Raw genomic sequence first — 18477 nt, 5'->3', positions numbered from 1 at the left:
TCTTAAGTGAACGGCATTAGAGCCTAGTGCTCGGTTTTTTTATGTTTGTAATTCAGTCGTTTACCCATGAACATAGTTTTTTTACCGTGTGTTTTTGATCGTAGAACCTAGACTATAGCTCCTTAAGATTAGCCCTTGATCATCGTTCCGTGATTTCAGGTTCGCAAAGCGTTCTCGGGCGACAAATCCATGCTGAGAGTTTTCTGATCAAAGGAAGCACGGTGAGGTTGAGTGCGATGGCACACGGCCAAGCGATGAAAAAGCTTTGCATCCAGATTGGTGGCCACTCGGGACTGAATCCCATTTTGTAGCCAGAAATTAACCCAGACATGATGGTCGCCATGGTGAGTGAAGATAAAATCGCGGTTACCCAAAATTGTTTGTTGCTCATACTGTGTTTCTCCCGTGATTTTTTGATGTTGATGAGATAAGGTTACATTTATCCATTAATGAGAAAAATAGGCACATATAGAAGTATGAATTCCATATTTGGAAATATTGATGATCTGTTTTTATTCTGTGCAGTGGTTGAAGAGGGCTCTTTGCTATCGGCTTCGAAACGGCTGCAACTCCCTGTGTCGACTATGTCGCGTCGGCTAACCGCATTGGAAGATCGCCTCAATATCCGACTTTTAGAAAAGAAAGGTCGTGAGCTGGTGGCCACCAAAGACGGCGAGGCGGCCTTTTCTGCACTGAGCAGCGGCATGGAGTCGATTCATCACGGCTTTAATAGCTTGTTGGAAGAGCGTGACGCTATCCAAGGCAAGATAAAGCTCGCCGTGCCTCATAACTTCTACAGTGGCTTTCTACGGTCGACGGTAGAGCAATTCCTCACTCAATACCCGAACGTTCAGCTCGACCTTACTCTGAGCCAGCAGCAGCTCATTCCACAAACCGATCGTGACTTACTGATCACGTTTAAGATCTCGGACATGGAAGGCATAATTGCTCGACCGCTGTTTAAAGCCAAACACGGGTTCTATGCAAGCCCAGAATACTTAGATTCGCGTGCAACAATAGAAAAACCGGACGACCTAGAGCTGCAAGATTGGATTAACGTCGATGATGTGTTTGATATGCCGCTCTACAAATCCGACCGCTTAGAGCAAATGATCACGATTAAACCTAAGTTCATCGTTAACGATATTCATGCGGTGGCGGCCGCAGCGCAAAAAGGTTTGGGGCTCGCTTCATTGCCTTTTCGTCACGTATCCCCTGAGATGAATCTGATTCAAGTGCTCCCTGAGTATCATCGGGGTGATCGCCAAGCGTATTTAGTGTACAAAGAAAGAAAATATCAGCCAAAGGCTTTGACCCTGCTTATTGATGCATTGATTGAGAGTGTTCGATCTTTTCATAGCGATGGTTTGGTCAAATAAAAGGAGAAAAAAATGAAAGTAAGTTTTATCGGGCTAGGCGTTATGGGTTTCCCAATGGCAGGCCATCTAGTCAAAGCCGGTTTTGAAGTAACGGTATTTAACCGCACTCACAGTAAAGCGCTAGACTGGGCTGATAAACACCAAGGTAAAGCGGCAGAATCTGTGGCTGAATGTGTAGCGGAAGCTGACGTGGTATTGGTTTGTGTGGGCAACGATGACGACGTACGCAGCATGACAACCAGCGAAACAGGCGCATTGGCAGCGATGAAGCCAAACGCGATTCTTGTCGATCACACTACAACGTCTGCAGTTCTGTCTGAAGAGCTTGAAGTGGCAGCGAAGCAAGCCGGTATTCGCTTTATGGATGCACCTGTATCTGGTGGCCAAGCGGGCGCAGAAAATGGCGTGCTAACCATCATGTGTGGTGGCGAACAAGCGCTTTTCAACGACCTTCAACCTGTGTTCGAAGCTTACGGTAAGTCGTCAGTTCTTATGGGTAAAGTTGGCCAAGGCCAACGCGCGAAAATGGTTAACCAGATCTGCATTGCAGGAGTGTTGAATGGCTTATCTGAAGGCTTAGTGCTTGCTGAAAAATCAGGTTTGGATATCCCAACTCTGGTTGATTGCCTTAAAAACGGCGCTGCTGGCTCATGGCAGATGGAAAACCGTGCTACCACAATGGCACAAGACAAGTTCGATTTTGGCTTTGCAATTGATTGGATGATCAAAGACTTAGGTTTCTGTCTAGATGAAGCTGAGCGCCAAGGCATCCAGCTTCCACTGACTGAAAAGACCAACAACGCCTACAAGGCACTGTCTGCCGAAGGACAAGGCCGCATGGATACATCAGTATTGATGAAAGCCGTGGTTGAAGAGACAAAGAAGTAGAAAGATCGAAGTAATAGGAACTTCGTTTAGATAACTAAAAATAGCCGCGGATTAGCGGCTATTTTTTTGGTTTGAGCTCTGCCGAGTGCGTTAATCCAAAATAAATCCCCTCCTAGCCTCCCCTTGATTCATATGTAGATCCCTTGCTGATCGTGGAGAGGGGAGGAATAGAACATCGATCGTTAAAAGTGTCGATATATGTTCAGTGCTAAAGAAAGTTCTCCCCCTCTGCTAAAGATCTAGAGATATTGATGAACCCAGATTGAGGGGGAGTTAGAGGGGGAGGTAACTATGGCTAATTATGCGAATAGTGTTCGTCTAGTTCCTATAAGGTTGAGACCCCACTCACACCGCCTCTCAACCATTCACTCCTTATAATTACCATTCGTCGCATTGGTAAAACTGCACGACAAATTCTAGTTAACCTTTCAACGTCAACATTTGAAAGGGATTAGAAATCATGACTACTTCACACTCATTTAATTCAGGCTCTACAACTTCTGTGCTTAAGCGTTCATTGCTGATTGCTCTTGTTTCGTTTGCACCGTCGTTAGCTTTAGCGAACCCGAGTTCAGACGTGCTCGATATCTACAACCAAGCGGCGCAAGGCAATGAAGACTTGGTTGAGGTGGCTTATGAACGCCTTAATGACACGCTGCAACAAGACGGCGCTACGCCACTGACTTTAGTTTATTTAGGAAGCACAGAAACCCTGATGGGGCGTGATGCGTTCTTACCTTGGAACAAGATGAAGTATGTGGAGAGAGGCTTATCAACCATTGATAAATCACTGGTGCTGCTGAAAGACGAAGACCAACCAATTCATGAACAACCCCGTGTTCAAGGGCTGCCAGATTCTTACCTAACTCGCGCAATGGCCGCCGTTACTTACACCTCTCTGCCAGACATGTTTAATCATTTCGATCGTGGTTATGACCTGTTCCTCTCGCTATTGGCTGAAGATGCTTTCCAGCAACAGCATTTCGCTGTGACATCGTGGATTTACCGTTATGCGATTGAGGCATCGATTCGTGCTGAAGACCTAACGCAAGCACAAGCGTGGCTAGAGCAAATGGAAACGGCCGATGCCGACAACATCGAAACGATGACTGCGAAGGCCCTAATAGCGAAAGCGAAATAAAGGGCATGGAAGCTAAACAGTTGGTTAGTAATCAGAGGAAAACGGGATGATTGAATTTAAAGATATCGGCAAAGCATATGTCACAGGCGGTCAACGTGTTGATGCATTAAACGGGGTCGATGGCCATATCCAGCGCGGTGAAATGGTGGCGTTGTGTGGCCCGTCGGGTTCTGGAAAAAGCACACTTTTGAATATTCTTGGTTTGTTGGATATGAGCTATCGAGGACAGATCAATATTGATGGCCAACCGTATCCGACAGAGCAAATCGCCGCTGCACGCTTTCGCCGTCAGTCGTTGGGTTTTGTATTTCAGCGCTTCAATCTGGTTCCAGTGATGACGGCACTTGAGAACGTGGCCTACCCATTGATGTTGAACCAATGTTCGAAACAAGAACAGCAGACCAGAGCACAAGAGATGTTGGAGCGTGTTGGGCTAGGCGAATATGTACATCATCGCCCAGACAATCTTTCAGGCGGCCAGCAGCAACGTGTCGCGATAGCCAGAGCGCTAATCCACAACCCAAGCTTAGTCATTGCCGATGAGCCGACCGCTAGCTTAGACAGTCACACCGCCAACCTTGTGATCGACATTATGAAAGAGCTCGGCCATGAAATGGGCGCCACCTTTATTGTCGCAACGCATGACCCAAGAATGGCGCAGCGTTGTGACCGAGTCATTGAACTTATCGATGGTCAACTGGCACCACAAGCTGCAACTACGGAGGCAATCTCATGGGCAAGTTAACACAAAGAATGAGCACTTTTTTGCTTCCTACCTCGGTGCGTTTGGCGTGGCTTAATTTATTGAGAAACGGTCGCCGTAGTCTGCTTTCGGTATTGATCATCGCAATTGCCGTATTTGCGCTGACCTCGGCTGGAGGTTATGGGCTTTATACCTATGAATCTCTGCGTGAATCGACCGCGCGCGATACTGGTCATCTTACTTTGAGTACGCCGGGATATTTTGAGCAAGATGAAGACATGCCGCTGAGCAATGGTCTAGACAATGTTCAAGCCCTAACCAAGAGCATTATTGGCGACAGCAATGTGCGTGGGGTGCAGCCGCGAGTCTATTTTAGTGGTTTGGTGTCTAACGGAAGCAAGTCGAGCATCTTTATGGGAACAGGCGTTAATGAGCGCGAGTTCGACATGAAAGGACCTTTCCTTGACGTGCGCAGCGGTCAAACTCTCTCTGATGTGAAATCTCCCAGATACGACAGCCAAGAGCCACAAGTGATGCTGGGAACCGACCTTGCTCGCAACCTCAAAGTTGCGGTTGATGATTGGGTGACACTGCTCGCCACCACCAGTGACGGCGCATTGAACGCTTTTGATTTTAAGGTGCAGGGTATTTACTCGACAGGAGTGCCTGAGCTGGATAAGCGTCAGTTATACGTACACATCACCACTGCCCAAGAGCTTTTAGCGTCAGATAAAGTCAGCACCTTGTCGGTCTTTCTTTTTGAAACCAACAAGACTTCGACGGTTCAACAGCGCATCCAATTGGCTTTGGACAAGCAAGTTGGTCAACGGGGCTCAGATATTGAGCTCACCCCATGGCAAGGTCGCGCGTTCTTCTACACCAAGGTTAAAGACCTTTACGACCGTATCTTCGGCATCATGGGCGCAGTGATGGCATTGGTAGTGTTCGTATCTTTGTTTAACACCATGACCATGTCGGTGACGGAGCGAACTCGTGAGATTGGCACTTTGTCGGCACTTGGCAGTTACCCTTCTGAAATCGTGGCGGGTTTTCTAAAAGAGGCGGGCTTACTGGCGGTAATTGGCAGTGCGATAGGCGCACTAGTGAGCGGTTTAGTATCGGTGTTATTGCTGGTGATTGATGTGCAAATGCCACCACCTCCGGGAAGAACCGAAGGTTACCCACTCAATATTTACTTCTCATTGGAATTGGTTGGTTACGCCACCTTGGGTGTACTGACGATCTGTTTGCTAGCCGCTTATTTCTCTGCTCGCAAAGGCGTAAATAAGCCAATCACGGAGGCGCTGGTTTATGTATAAATTTACTCGTTCACTCACTATTTTAGGTTCTGCGTTGGCTCTAGCATCGGCACCAAGCTGGGCTATCGATTCACAGCAAGTTACCGAGATGATTGCTAAGGCAGACAGCTACCGTTTGAACAGCGAACAGGCATCAAGAGTGGTATCTCTGGTCGCGCTATATCAAGACGAGCAACTAGACAAAACCCGCGAATACAACGTCTACACAAGACCAAACCGAGAGTCGCTGGTCGTGTTCAAGTCGGCGGTCGAGGCGGGTCAAAAGATGCTGATGATAGAGGACAACTATTGGTTACTGATGCCGAAATCGCGCCGACCTATCCGAATCACACCAATGCAGAAACTCTTGGGTGAAGCTTCGGTAGGGGACATTTCGACGCTCACTTGGAGCGAAGATTACCAAGGTAAGTGGGTTGCCGAGCAACAGGTTGAGAGGTCGACTGGCGAGACACTCGATACTTATCATCTAAAGCTAACGGCGAAAACCAAGGGTGCCAGCTATCAATCGATTGATCTGTGGTTAACGGCAGACCGAGCGTTTCCTGTTAAAGCGGATCTGTATCTGCGTTCAGGTAAGTTAGCCAAGCAAGCTTGGTTTACTGAAGGCGTGCGAGATGGCTTGCCAAGTGTAGTTTCGATGACTTTGCTCGATAAGATTCAACCAAGTAAGAAAACCGTGATTGAGTACCGCGAGGTAAGCGAACAAGCTTTAGCGGACAAATACTACAACCCTGCTTACTTATCACGTAATAGCGTGTCTGGGCTTTAGGTGGGTGCCATGAAAGCTTCTAGTCGTCGATTCCACATTAAGCCTTTAATCGCTAGCTTTCTTGCATTGTCTTGTGTGAGTAACACGACTCAAGCGGACGATCTGAGCCTAGCGTGGGACTGGCAACTGAGTGCTGAAGCCGTTGAATCGCGAGAGTCGCCATTTAGCCCTTTTGCATCTGATAATCGTCAGTCACTCAATGGTTTGTTGGATCTTGAAGTTGGATATGGCAATTGGCTTGGCCTGTTTGCCGTGAAAGCCAATGATATTTTGACTAATACTCCTCAAGACCAAGACGCGAGCTTTGAATCGGAATTCATTGCGCGCGAGCTGTTTTGGCAAGGTGGTGTTGAACTGTCTAATTCAGCGTTCGGTGATCACTACCTTGATGTGACACTCGGTAAGGTTCGCCTAGATTGGGGTGTTGGTTATGGCTACCGACCGTTAGACATTATCAAGCCTTACCGACAAAACCCTGTTGGCATTGTCGCAGAAGAGGGCGCCGGTGTGGCTTCAGCGTCACTGTTCGATATGACGGGCGAATGGACACTGCTTTACAGCGATTCGTCATGGACTTCCCAAGACGTAAATGAATTCGAAAAGCAGAATCAGCAACAAGGCTTTGGGATACGTCGTTACAATCTGGTTGGCGACCACGAATATCAATGGGTCTCTTACTACGATGATATACGCCACGGCTTGCTTGGAGCGAGTTTGGTGTCGGTATTAAACCTCGCGTGGGAGTTTCATGGTTCGGCTGTCTATCAGCGACAAAGTTTGGGTTACAGCCAGCCCAACTCACTGCTTGAACCTGTTTATCTAGAAGAGCAGGGCGAGGCTTACCAAGCCTTACTCGGACTGATATGGGGCAACGAGACGGGCCACAATGTGGTACTGGAATACTGGTTTGATAGCCGCGCTTGGAGTGACTCTGAGTGGCAAAGCGCGATAGAAAGTGCAGAGTCTTTGTCGGTTAATCCGATGACATCTTCGTTGGTAGGTTCTTATGCGCAAGGCTATCAACACGCCAATTTGGTTCAACACAACCTCATGTTTCACTGGTCTTTGGACTCGACACATGGCTGGCTTGAAGATATCACGCCAACATTTGATGTCATGCTGTCTCCACAAGACGGTGGCTTTATTGCTACGCAGTGGCTCAATTATCAGGCTTTCGATAATGGCGATTCATCGTTGGAATTGGAACTTGCTGCACGCTTTCTAGGCGGTAAAAGTGATTCTGCTTACGCCAACTTACCGGATAGTCATATGATTCTTTTAAATATCAAAGGACGATTTTAATGGACACTTCTTCAAACAGTCGCTTTTCATGGATTAAAAGCTTCGCGTTCACTACGCTATTTTGCGTTCTTATTGCAATTACAACCAATACGATTTGGGGAGGCGGGTTTACGCTTAACTTGGCCATCAGCTTCGGCTTTGGCTACAGCGCAGTTGGCTCTTCGTTTGTGTTGGTTGAACTATTCAAAAGGAAATCAAAGGCATTTGATGTAGGGGTATCAATGGTGATTGCAATGACCCTTGGTACCTTGAATGCACACTATTGGTTGAACGGCTTTTTCGGCTCTAACCTTTCCGATCTTAAGTCTGTGATTCTGCTTGGTGTGATCTTTTGTTCCGTTTGTTATTACTATTTCTACACAAGAGAGCAGCAGCTACGTGCCGATAATGAATTAGAGGTGGCGAAGCGTCGCCAATCTGATCAAGAAAAGGTCGTTGTACTTAGCCAGTTAAAACAGCTGCAAAGCCAAATTGAGCCGCACTTCCTGTTCAACACGCTTGCGACCATCAATGTATTGATTGAGAGTGACAGCGCGAAAGCCAAGTTGATGCTCGAAAAACTGACTGACTTATTGCGTGTAACTCTGAAAAACAGCCGCACTGAACAATCGACCATCGCACAAGAGGTCGACTTGTTAGACGCTTATCTTAATATCCAAAAGATACGCTTGGGTGAGCGCTTAACGTTCTCGATTGAAATACACGAGATTAGCGATTTGCAGGTGATTCCACCGTTCTTGATTCAACCTTTGGTCGAGAATGCACTCACGCACGGCATCGAGCCCAAAGCCGCTGGTGGCCAAGTGAATATTCGTATTACTCAACAAGCACAGCAGCTAAAAATTGAAGTGGCTGATAATGGCGCTGGGTTGAAAACGCCTTCTGCGAATACGGGTCACGGTGTTGGGTTAAGCAATATTCGTCAAAGAATCGAAACCCTGTATGGTGATAAGGCGAGCCTAACGATTACTGAACACGCTGAAGGCGGGGTAGTCTCGACGATCTTGTTACCGTTGACTGAGGCAGCCGCCTAGAATTACAGATCAGAAAACACCGAACAGTGACGCAAAATAGACGATTTACAGTGTGAATTTAAAGGGCTAACCATGAACAACCCAACAGTACAGCCGAGCGTAACGGCGATAATCGCAGACGATGAAGCACTGTTAAGGCACCACTTAGACAAGAGCCTTGCTGAGGTTTGGCCGGAGTTAGAAATCGTCAGTAAAGCACAAAACGGTTTGGAGGCGATGCAGAGTATTCAGCAGCTTAAGCCCGACGTGGCTTTTCTCGATATTCGTATGCCGGAACTGGATGGTATCTCTCTGGCGAAACAACTCAACAAGTTAGATTCACCGCCATTGATTGTGTTTATCACGGCTTATGACGAATACGCGGTCAAAGCTTTTGATCACAATGCGATGGACTACCTGCTTAAGCCAATCAATGAAGAGCGTTTACTGGCCACATGTCAGAAAGTGCAAGCGCGTCTGTCGAGCAATCAAACACAAACAGGTACCACGCCAGAACAGCCCGATATCACGGCGTTAATGGCTCAGCTTCAACAACTATCCCAGTCGACGTCACAGCAAACGCAGCCTCCTTATCTATCGGAGAAAAAGTATCTCACATGGCTCAAAGCCAGTGTAGGGGAAGACATTCACCTAATCGCCGTCGATGATGTCGCTTACTTCAAAGCAGAAGACAAGTACGTGTCTATATTTAAGAAGGGTCAAGGGGGATCGCTAGAGGAGTATATTCTTCGCGTGTCACTAAAAGAGTTGATAGCGCAACTCAATCCTGATGAGTTTTGGAAAATCCACCGTTCAGTGGTAGTGAAAGTTTCCGCCATTGATAAGGTGAAGAAAGGGCTCTCAGGTCAGATGTCGGCGTATGTGTCAGGGGAAAAGCTACCGATCAGCCGTGCCTCGCAAGCGTTGTTTAAGGGTATGTAGAGAACTGGCTGAAATTTATGTAGCTTATTGATTTTAAATAGATGTAGTTAGCGAGTCTAAAATCGATTTAATAGGCTCTTATCTAAATGCCTATTTAAATGAGCACAGCGATCTTACATAACGATTGGTGATTTATAAAATAAAGATCCAGATCACAAAGATACTCATCAGGTTCAATATTAAATAATAATCGTTAGCTCAATCTGTATATTGTCGATGAATGACATTAAGAGGTTGTTATGAAAACATATTATTTAGCGACGGCTCTATGCCTCACCTTAGTTGGCTGTAGCTCAACATCAAAAACTACCGAAACGCCAATCCAGCCGGATCCGGCATGGACTTCAGGCCAACTAGAAAATGGCTTTACTTATCATGTTTATCCAGATCATGAAGAATCCGTATCTGTTCGTTTAGTCGTGCACGCCGGTTCGATTCAAGAGACTTCTCAACAAGAAGGCTACGCGCACTTCTTGGAACACATGGCATTCAATGGCAGTAAAAACTTCTCTCAGAACGATGTGATTCGTCTATTCGAAGACGCAGGCGCTAGCTTTGGTGCTGATATTAATGCCTACACCTCTTATGAAGAGACGGTCTACCAGTTAGATTTGCCAGATAACATCCAATTGCAGTCTGCTTTGACGTGGATGCGTGACATTGGTGATGGCCTGGATCTATCAAGTTCAGAAGTCGAAAAAGAAAAAGGCGTGGTTCTTGGCGAGTTTCGTATGGCTCGCCTCGATGATAAGTCATTCGGAGAGAAATTCTTTGACCACTTCATTGAAGGCGGCCCGTACGAATCGCAAGATGCATTAGGGACTAAATCGTCGATCGTGAATGCTACTCCTCAAGGCATCACCAACTTTTATCAGACTTGGTATCAACCTCAAATAGTTGAGCTGGTCGTTTCTGGTGATGTGGACATCAAAACTGTGATTCCACTTATTGAAGAAAAGTTTTCTAGCTGGGAGCGTGGCGATACGCCGAGACCAGAGAAACAGAAAACGACCTCATTCAATGAAGATGATTATGTTGAGTACGCAGGAAGAGAAGCGCCAAGCATCACTCTGACGTTTAACCGCGGTTTAAATAGAGTTGAAAATCATGCTCAGCAGAATCAACGCAGGTTAGATGAAACCGCTCAGCAATTGATTCAACGACGATTAGAAGCGGTGTTCAATGATGCCGCGTTCCCGACTCAATGGATTGCATCTGATAGTTATCGAATGGGCGCTTTTTACTATTCGTCAATAAGTGTTGGGTTTCCGGCTGGAGACCGTGAAGTTATCCAACAAGATCTGCTTTCTACATTGGCATCATTGCGTGATTTTGGTGTTTCGGAAACGGATATTGCTGGCGAACTGTACTACTACCAAGACTTGCTGGATAACATCGAGCATAACTGGGATAAAATGGACAGTGTTGAACACGCGAATTACAAAGTGAGTGCGTTAGTCAATGATCGAATAGTCCAATCACAGAAAGATTATCAAGCAAGCTTGGAAGCTTTCATCGCTAACTTGAGCCTTGAAGTGATTAACGACAACATCAAGAATCTACTTTCTGATGATTACTTTATTGTTATTGGGATGGATGACTCCGAAGACAGAACCGCGATCATCAACTCTCTCGATAGTTTAAAAGCCACGTATAGCGAGGCGGGAGTTGCGCCGCTTGCGATTGGAACAGCCAGCGCTTTTGCTGTACCTAGCTCGCAAGGCGAGGTTGTACTTGCTGAACAAATGTCTATTGACCCATACATCCAAAAGTGGACGTTGAGCAATGGTATCGACATGTGGTATCTGCGTGATTATGTGGCGGGTGATGATGTTGGGGTGATGTACATGAGCCTCGGTGGAAAAGCCGCTTTGGATCCGAGCCTTTACCCAGCGGTTGAGGTTGCGTTACCTACTTTCGCTCGAAGTGGTGTGGGTGAATTTACGGGTTCTGAGCTTTTAGCGTACTTTGATCGTGAAGATATTAGAGCTGATTCCTTTATTGGCAACACTCGCCATGGTGTTGAATTTAGTATTAACAAAGATGGGCTCAAAGATACGTTTGCTGCGCTTTATACCTTCATAACTGCGCCTAAAATTGTTCCCGAGCAGTTAGAGGCAGTGAAGCAGGAGTTTGTACAAGGTCAAGAATCTTTCTTGAGTAGCCCTGTTGGTCAGTTTGAACGAGCGGTAAACCACAATATTTATTGTCAAGAAAGTGGTCATTATCTTGTAGATAAAGAGCGTGTTGAAACGGTTTCTGTGGAAGACGTCGCCAATCTTCATCAGCAGCTGTTTGGCCAATTGAGACATAACCAATTGGTGGTCGTGGGTGACATCGACCCAAGTGAATTAAAGCCTTTAGTTGAGCAATATTTGGCTTCGATTCCATTAGAAAAAGCTGAGGTTCCTGAATTTAAGGTGGCTTACAAGCAGCCATCTGAATCACGCATTGATTTAGCGATCAACAATGTGAATAGTGCAGAGTACATCTTACGAGTCATCTCTGAACCTGAAGCCGAAACCGACCAAGGCGTAACGGCAAAAGATATCTTCACGGAAAACTTGCTAGAACGACTGCTGGCGGCTCGTTTAGGTGCTTATATTCGTGAAGAGTTGAGCTTAGATTACTCGCCATATACGTATTCATCATCCGCAGATAGTGAGCTGAGTGGTGAGTGGGTTATCGGGGCGATGGTAGCGCCGGAGAACGTTGACCAAGTTGAAGTGGCGATCGATAAAGTGATTGCAGACCTTTTACAAGGCGTCTCTGAAAAGGAAATGCACGCAGTCGTGAAACAGTTTGAAGCGGACTTCACGCCTCTCGAGACGAGCTCTATTGACCAAGCATGGTATCTGTCTCGTTATTTACTTCATGGTTACGATATCGAAGCTTTGTCTCAAGTTGAGCGAGTGGCGAGGTCGATTACTGCGGAAGACATGAATCAACTTGTCCAACGCGTCTTTGGTGAAAATAGCCGTAAGGTTAAGAACATCATGCGTCCTAAAGCCTAAAGCCTAAAGCCTAAAGCTTGAAACCAACAGAAAGAGACAACTCAAAGCCAAGCGAGCACCGCTTGGCTTTCTTGTTTTTCTACTATTCATAACATCTATCCATCACCAGTTGTTAAGCCGTTTTAGATCTATGTAAATCTAAATTGCGAGGGTGCTTAATCGGTTGCATCGAATCATTTTCTAAAAAAATGTTTTAAATCAAGACAGCGTTTCATTTGTATTGTAGATTGACGATCTACGAGAATGTTGTTTGGATATTAGATTGCTTAAACTGGGTACCCGATTAGTCTTAATGTTGTTTTTACTGAGCTTTGGCTTAGTGAATTCTAACGGCTATTCGTTGCCTTCTAAGCCATTTCAAATATACTCGGCTCAAGAGCAATCTTCACAGAATGATCTTTGTAAACAAGCTGATACGGATAATCCGTCGAGCTACTTAGAGTGCGATAAGGCTCAGTTTGGCACCGTGCCTTCTGGTGACAGTTCTAACTATCACGACACCGAATCAAGCCTTCAAGCAGCAAACTTCAGACGTATGCTCAGTAACGAGCAAGAAAGCGTGGCCGATCTTGAGCCTGCTTATCATCTACTGATTGACTTCTCTCCCCCCTCAATACTGGCTTCCCTGCTCTTCAACACGCCGTTGTTGGATTCCAAGCTGCACTGGACCAGTATTGTGAGTTCTCCGTCTTCCCGGCTTTCGGGGTGGAAAGAGGGCAACATCCAATACTCGCATTTCCGAGAACTTCTTAGCTAATCGTTTGACCCTAAATTGGTCGTATCGATGGTCGCCTAGTGCCCATTGAACTCGCCAGTTAACCAAGACAAACATAGCGACATCAGCTTTAGCATCACTATCTTTCAATCAGCTTGTTCTGGTCGTGATTAGCCATCGCTCGTGTTCGCAAAATATTAGACATACCAATCGTAGTAAATAACTGGTCACCCTAGCTGGTTAAAATGCTCGATCACTGCTTTTTTCTGGTGCTATTTTTGAGCACGTATTTACGGTGATTGGTAGAAAGAAGAGATCTTGACTGTGAAAAAACGCATTCAAAGAAAACAAATTAACCACTACTCAAAGTGGAAATACGCGGTGCTTATCGCCACCATTATCATCATGGTTCTGAGTGCTTTACCTTCTTGGTATGGCGAGAATGCGTCGGTTCAAATTAACAACCGTTCTGAACAGACCATCGATGCTAGCCAAATTACCCAATACCTTGCGAGCGAAGGCATTCAAGCCAAATCGGCATTTCAAAAAGACCAACGTTTAGTCGTAATCTTGGAAGACGCAGAACAACAAGCGAAGGCTAAAGAGGTGCTGAATGAGCGCCTATTGGACAACGCGACGGTTGCGCTAGCGATGGAGCCAGCAGCTCCGAAATGGCTGACTGACATGGGCTTCGCACCGATTCAGCTAGGCCTTGATTTACGTGGTGGTGTGCAGTTCCTGTTAGAAGTAGACATGGAACCGGTTTACCACGCACAAGCGCAATCTGTAGTCGATGAAATCACCAGCCAAGTGCGTTATGCACGCGGTAAAGTGGTGAACAACCAAGTTGAGTTTAACTTCCGTACTGATGCCGATTTCGAGAAAGCACAGAAACTGATTCGCGAAGAGTTCCCACAATGGCAACGTGACCGTTCAGATAAATCGCTAACGTTAACTCAGTCTGAAGAAGAGCAAAGAACGCTACGTAATCTAACGGTTCAACAAAACCTGCAGATCATGCGCAGCCGTATTGAAGAGCTAGGCATCACTGAGGCATCGATTCAACGCCAAGGTGAAAGCCGTATCCGTATCGAATTACCGGGTGTACAAGACCCTGCAGCTGCGAAAGACGTGATTGGTGCTACGGCTTCATTAGCGTTCTACTCTGTGTACGACAACGCAACGCGCAATACTCAAACTCTGAAAGATTCAGATGGTAATCGCGTAGTGGTTGCTCGCAAAGCAGTGCTGAGCGGTGAACACATTATCGATGCACGCAGTGGCATTGGTGAAATGGGCAGTGCAGAAGTAAACATCACGCTTGATTCTTCTGGTGGTAAGAAAATGTCTGAGTTTTCTCGCCATAACATCGGCAAGCCAATGGCGACCGTTTACAGCGAATACAGCCGTGACAGAGCCGGTAACAGCGAAAAAACCAGTGAAGTGATCAGTGTGGCGAACATCCAATCTCAACTGGGTAGCCGTTTCAGAATTACAGGTGCAGGCAGCATGGCAGAAGCACAAGAGCTTGCTCTATTGCTACGCGCAGGTTCATTAACAGCGCCTGTTACCATCATTGAAGAGCGTACCATTGGCCCATCTCTGGGTGCTGAAAACGTAACGAATGGCTTTGCTGCTTTGGCTCTTGGCCTTGGCCTTACGCTAACGTTTATGGCGCTATGGTACCGCCGCTTAGGTTGGGTCGCGAACTGTGCATTGGTGGTTAACATGACCACATTATTTGGTTTGATTGCGCTGCTACCGGGTGCGGTGTTAACTCTGCCGGGTATTGCGGGTCTAGTACTGACCGTTGGTATGGCGGTGGACACCAACGTGCTTATCTTCGAGCGTATTCGAGACAAGATGAAAGAAGGGCGCAGCTTTGCTAGCTCTATCGATCGTGGTTTCGATAGCGCATTCTCGTCAATTTTCGATGCTAACGTCACCACCATGATCGTTGCTGTGGCTCTATACACCATTGGTAATGGACCGATTCAGGGCTTCGCTCTGACTCTAGGCTTAGGTCTTCTAACCAGTATGTTCACGGGCATTTTTGCTTCACGAGCGATCATCAATTTGGTTTGGGGGCGTGACCAACGCCACGATGTAAGGATTTAAGCATGAGTACTTCAAAAATGACTATTTCAAACAGCAATATTTCAGACAGCAATATGACTCGCCTTCGTAAGGTGATGTCTGTGATTTCTATTGTGCTGTTCATGAGCTCTGTGATGCTGGTGGCGGTGAAAGGTTTTAACTGGGGCTTGGACTTCACAGGTGGTGTGGTTGCCGAGGTTCAACTCTCTGATCAAGTAACCAAAGATGCGTTAAAAACCAAGCTCGACACTGCTTTCCAACAAGACGTTCAAGTGGTCGGTATGGCAGAACAGGATCGCTGGACGATTCGTTACAGCCAACTGACAGACGCTCCACAGCCAAACTTAGTGGATGCTTTGTCATCGGTAAGTGACCAAGTAAAAGTGCTTAACAGCAGCGTGGTTGGGCCTCAAGTGGGTCAAGACATGGTTGACCAAGGTGGCTTGGCGGTATTGGTGTGTTTCCTAATGATCATGCTGTACCTGAGTGTACGGTTTGAATGGCGTTTGGCTCTGGGTGCGCTTGCCGCGATCATCTATGACGTGACGCTTATCTTGGGTCTATTCGCTTTTACTCAGTTTGAGTTCAACCTGACCGTATTGGCGGCCGTGCTAGCGATTCTCGGTTACTCATTGAATGACTCGATCATCATCGCCGACCGTGTACGCGAAATGCTGCGCGGCAACCCAAACGGTGATACTGATAACCTGCTTAACGAATCGGTTAAAGCGACCTTCTCACGCACCATGGTGACTTCAGGAACAACGCTAATTACCGTATCTGCGCTTTGGCTACTTGGTGGAGCCGCGCTGCAAGGTTTCGCTATTGCACTCGTTGTCGGCATTGTCAGCGGTACGTGGTCTTCAGTTTCAGTAGGTATCACACTGCCTAAGTTACTTGGTCTACAGCCTTGTCACTACCAAGTGAAAGCGCCGGTAGAAGTTGAGGGTGAGTACCCTTAGGTTATCTATTGGTTAACAGTACAACTTAGTCAGTAACGTCAACAAAGCCCTTCGTTTATAGTAAAACGAGGGGCTTTATTTTTTATAAGAGTCAAACAGTTACAGAAAAGAGAGCCTATTTCAAAAAACGATGGATTCAGCAGGCAAGCCCCCATGATATGAAGTATGTTTAGATGACGTCAGTAGAAATGAGGCAAAGGAATGGAATATCGACATCAATGTCATGTAGGCGACCATGGTGATGCGCTCAAGCATCCAGTATTGAGTGCACTTGTTCAGTCATTAATGCAGCAACATTCACGCCTCAATGTTATCGACACCCACTCTGGTACAGGGTGTTATGACCTCAACACTGCACCAAGTAATCATGCTGGTGAGTTTGCTGAAGGGGTTGGGTACTTGTGGCGAAACAAGGCTTATCTTCCTCCGGCATTCGCTTCTTTTATGTCGGTGCTGGAATACTACAATCCGAACCAACTTATCTCTCTCTATCCGGGTTCTGCAGCCATCACCTACCAACAAGGCCGCAGCCAAGATAGCTTCTATTTTTCAGACATTCAGCAAGATGAAGCCGACTTATTACAAACCAACATTGAGAAGTTACAATGTAACCTAGATATTTCAAGCAAGCTTACGATTAGCGCAGGTGATGGGCTTAAAGCGTTACCTGATGACGTTGCTAAACATGACAACCACCATCTGATTGTTATCGACCCACCCTATGAAACCGATTCAGAATATCTCGCGGTGATTGATGCCTTGGTTAAGGCGTATCAGCAATCTGAGAAGGTATCTGCACTAATTTGGTACCCGCTCTACACGGATGACAAGAGCTCACTGATTTTGAACCACTGTGTGACCGCAGTGAAAGATGGTTTGCTGCCAAGTCCGATTAAGTCGGAGCTTCGCCTTCGAGATCCTAAGGGTGATGATCGTCTGATCGGTAGTGGTTTGCTGTTGTTCAACCCTCCCCAAGGCATTGCGGGAACGGTCGCGGATACGCTTGATTATTTACACAGCCAACTCGCGACAAATGGTGAAGGGTATTGGCAAATGAGAAGTCTATAAATCTGATTTCTATGGATTTTATGGTGATTTTCTAGACGTCGTTCACTAAATCACTGTTATTTATGTGGTTTAAATTGACCAAACGCTAACTTTTATCGATTGATTAATTGCAGTGAATCATTTAAAAATAGAATATCAATGCGCACAAGTGCATAATGGCTCATAAGTTAAATAATTAATCTTAAGATTAAACTAGATTGTGGTTTACCCCCTAAACTGCATAAGGCTCGCACTAGTCATGCGAGCCTTTCTTTTGCCTGTCGGAAATTTTTACAACAGTTGCTCTTCAATCTTTAGAGCTTTCTTGATGAGTTTTGCATTGAAATCGGCAGCTCCCACTGAGTAGTGCGCTTCACGATGACAAGTCGGACAAAGTGCAATCACATTTTCGGGGCAATCAGCGCCGCCATCAGCTAACCGTGTCAGGTGATGCACTTCTAGGTAAGGGCCTGACTTGGTCTCAAAAGGTGAGGGTACTCCACAACCTTCACAGATACCATTTGCCCTCTTTTTTGCGTAGAGCTTAATGGCTTCACTACGATACTTCACGTGAGTGAGTTGTTCTTTAGGGTCAGCTTGAAGTGGCGTTGAAGCTAAAGCGATGTCTCGTAATTGCTTCAAGGGTTTACTTTTAGTTGGCTTCGTTAGATATGAAGCTTTTGGTGTTTGAATGGTATTGCTGACACTTTGTGGGACGATATCTAGATGGAAAACTATTGCATCACGAAGTTGATCGTTCTTGTCGGGGCGTTGCTCAATGTGATGACAGATGTAGTTGCAAACTCCAACGAATCTAACAAAACCAGTTGAGACAGATTCAAACAAGAGAATCTCTTTAAGGTTGTTTTGGTGTTTAAAGATGGCCAAGTTTCCTTTAACCATTTTCATATCACCTTCTTGGCCTTCTCCTGTATATCGGAAAGTGCCGTCTGCACTAAAACCATCAGAGTAGCCAAATTCTTCACCAGCATCGCTAGTGAAGATAAATACATATGGGTGGGCTGCAGGCGTAGCTATACCACCATATTGCTGACCTTTGTAGCGACCGTGTATATCTGTGCGTCGATTGTAAACCTGTCCTACGTTGAACAATGGAGAGTCCTCGTTTCAATTCTAATTATTATTGATATTTTTATAATTTAAATTTGATGTAAAGTTCAAATAT

Annotated in this window: 16 protein-coding genes; 14 read left to right on the top strand and 2 right to left on the bottom strand. The window is 46.1% G+C overall.

From position 1 onward, the window contains the following. Nucleotides 1–139 precede the first annotated feature (139 nt). On the bottom strand, nt 140–391 hold the full coding sequence (locus AB4517_RS20145; RefSeq protein WP_372149634.1) for a DUF2798 domain-containing protein: 252 nt from the start codon (nt 389–391) through the stop codon (nt 140–142). A gap of 85 nt (nt 392–476) precedes the next feature. Between AB4517_RS20145 and AB4517_RS20140 the strand changes: the two genes are divergently transcribed. The 14 genes from AB4517_RS20140 (at nt 477) to rlmJ (ending at nt 17312) form a co-directional block, all read left to right on the top strand. Then, on the top strand, nt 477–1379 hold the full coding sequence (locus tag AB4517_RS20140; protein ID WP_372149631.1) for a LysR family transcriptional regulator: 903 nt from the start codon (nt 477–479) through the stop codon (nt 1377–1379). A gap of 12 nt (nt 1380–1391) precedes the next feature. After that, a complete protein-coding gene (locus tag AB4517_RS20135) occupies nt 1392–2267 on the top strand; it encodes an NAD(P)-dependent oxidoreductase (RefSeq protein ID WP_017070192.1) in 876 nt (291 codons plus the stop codon). A 460-nt stretch (nt 2268–2727) separates the two neighbouring features. After that, the gene (locus AB4517_RS20130; protein WP_017065104.1) at nt 2728–3408 is read left to right on the top strand and encodes a hypothetical protein; all 681 of its coding nucleotides are present in this window, start codon (nt 2728–2730) and stop codon (nt 3406–3408) included. A 46-nt stretch (nt 3409–3454) separates the two neighbouring features. Next, complete coding sequence (locus AB4517_RS20125; RefSeq protein ID WP_372149629.1) at nt 3455–4153, top strand: ABC transporter ATP-binding protein; 699 nt, start codon at nt 3455–3457, stop codon at nt 4151–4153. After that, a complete protein-coding gene (locus AB4517_RS20120) occupies nt 4141–5430 on the top strand; it encodes an ABC transporter permease (RefSeq protein WP_372149626.1) in 1290 nt (429 codons plus the stop codon). The genes AB4517_RS20125 and AB4517_RS20120 overlap by 13 nt, the downstream gene beginning before the upstream one ends. Beyond that, nucleotides 5423–6199: an outer membrane lipoprotein-sorting protein gene (locus AB4517_RS20115; protein WP_372149624.1), complete on the top strand. Its 777-nt coding sequence runs from the start codon at nt 5423–5425 to the stop codon at nt 6197–6199. Before AB4517_RS20120 ends, AB4517_RS20115 begins: the two co-directional genes overlap by 8 nt. 9 nt (nt 6200–6208) lie before the next feature. Beyond that, nucleotides 6209–7501, top strand: coding sequence for a hypothetical protein (locus AB4517_RS20110; protein ID WP_372149621.1), 1293 nt, complete (start codon nt 6209–6211; stop codon nt 7499–7501). After that, nucleotides 7501–8535, top strand: coding sequence for a sensor histidine kinase (locus AB4517_RS20105; protein WP_372149618.1), 1035 nt, complete (start codon nt 7501–7503; stop codon nt 8533–8535). The genes AB4517_RS20110 and AB4517_RS20105 overlap by 1 nt, the downstream gene beginning before the upstream one ends. Before the next feature lie 72 nt (nt 8536–8607). Beyond that, nucleotides 8608–9456: a LytR/AlgR family response regulator transcription factor gene (locus AB4517_RS20100; RefSeq protein ID WP_372149615.1), complete on the top strand. Its 849-nt coding sequence runs from the start codon at nt 8608–8610 to the stop codon at nt 9454–9456. 239 nt (nt 9457–9695) lie between these two features. Further along, nucleotides 9696–12470 (top strand): M16 family metallopeptidase, encoded by a 2775-nt coding sequence (locus AB4517_RS20095; protein ID WP_372149612.1) that lies wholly within the window; start codon nt 9696–9698, stop codon nt 12468–12470. Nucleotides 12471–12762: 292 nt separating this feature from the next. Next, nucleotides 12763–13227, top strand: a complete 465-nt coding sequence (locus tag AB4517_RS20090; RefSeq protein ID WP_065583954.1) for a hypothetical protein — start codon at nt 12763–12765, stop codon at nt 13225–13227. 276 nt (nt 13228–13503) lie between these two features. Continuing rightward, nucleotides 13504–15303 carry a protein translocase subunit SecD gene (gene secD / locus AB4517_RS20085; RefSeq protein ID WP_065583953.1) on the top strand — a complete coding sequence of 600 codons (1800 nt, stop codon included), beginning with the start codon at nt 13504–13506 and terminating at the stop codon, nt 15301–15303. A gap of 2 nt (nt 15304–15305) precedes the next feature. Continuing rightward, a complete protein-coding gene (gene secF / locus AB4517_RS20080; RefSeq protein WP_372149610.1) occupies nt 15306–16244 on the top strand; it encodes a protein translocase subunit SecF in 939 nt (312 codons plus the stop codon). A 201-nt stretch (nt 16245–16445) separates the two neighbouring features. After that, nucleotides 16446–17312: a 23S rRNA (adenine(2030)-N(6))-methyltransferase RlmJ gene (gene rlmJ / locus AB4517_RS20075; protein WP_372149607.1), complete on the top strand. Its 867-nt coding sequence runs from the start codon at nt 16446–16448 to the stop codon at nt 17310–17312. Between the two features lie 270 nt (nt 17313–17582). On the opposite strand, the gene AB4517_RS20070 is transcribed toward rlmJ, so the two are convergent. Further along, nucleotides 17583–18404, bottom strand: a complete 822-nt coding sequence (locus tag AB4517_RS20070; RefSeq protein ID WP_372149604.1) for an HNH endonuclease — start codon at nt 18402–18404, stop codon at nt 17583–17585. Between the last annotated feature and the right edge of the window lie 73 nt (nt 18405–18477).

This window comes from Vibrio sp. 10N.222.52.C3, from assembly GCF_041474195.1.
GTDB lineage: Bacteria > Pseudomonadota > Gammaproteobacteria > Enterobacterales > Vibrionaceae > Vibrio > Vibrio crassostreae_C.
The sequence above is the reverse complement of the archived record's forward strand: the minus strand, read 5'-3'. Positions and strand labels throughout refer to the sequence as shown.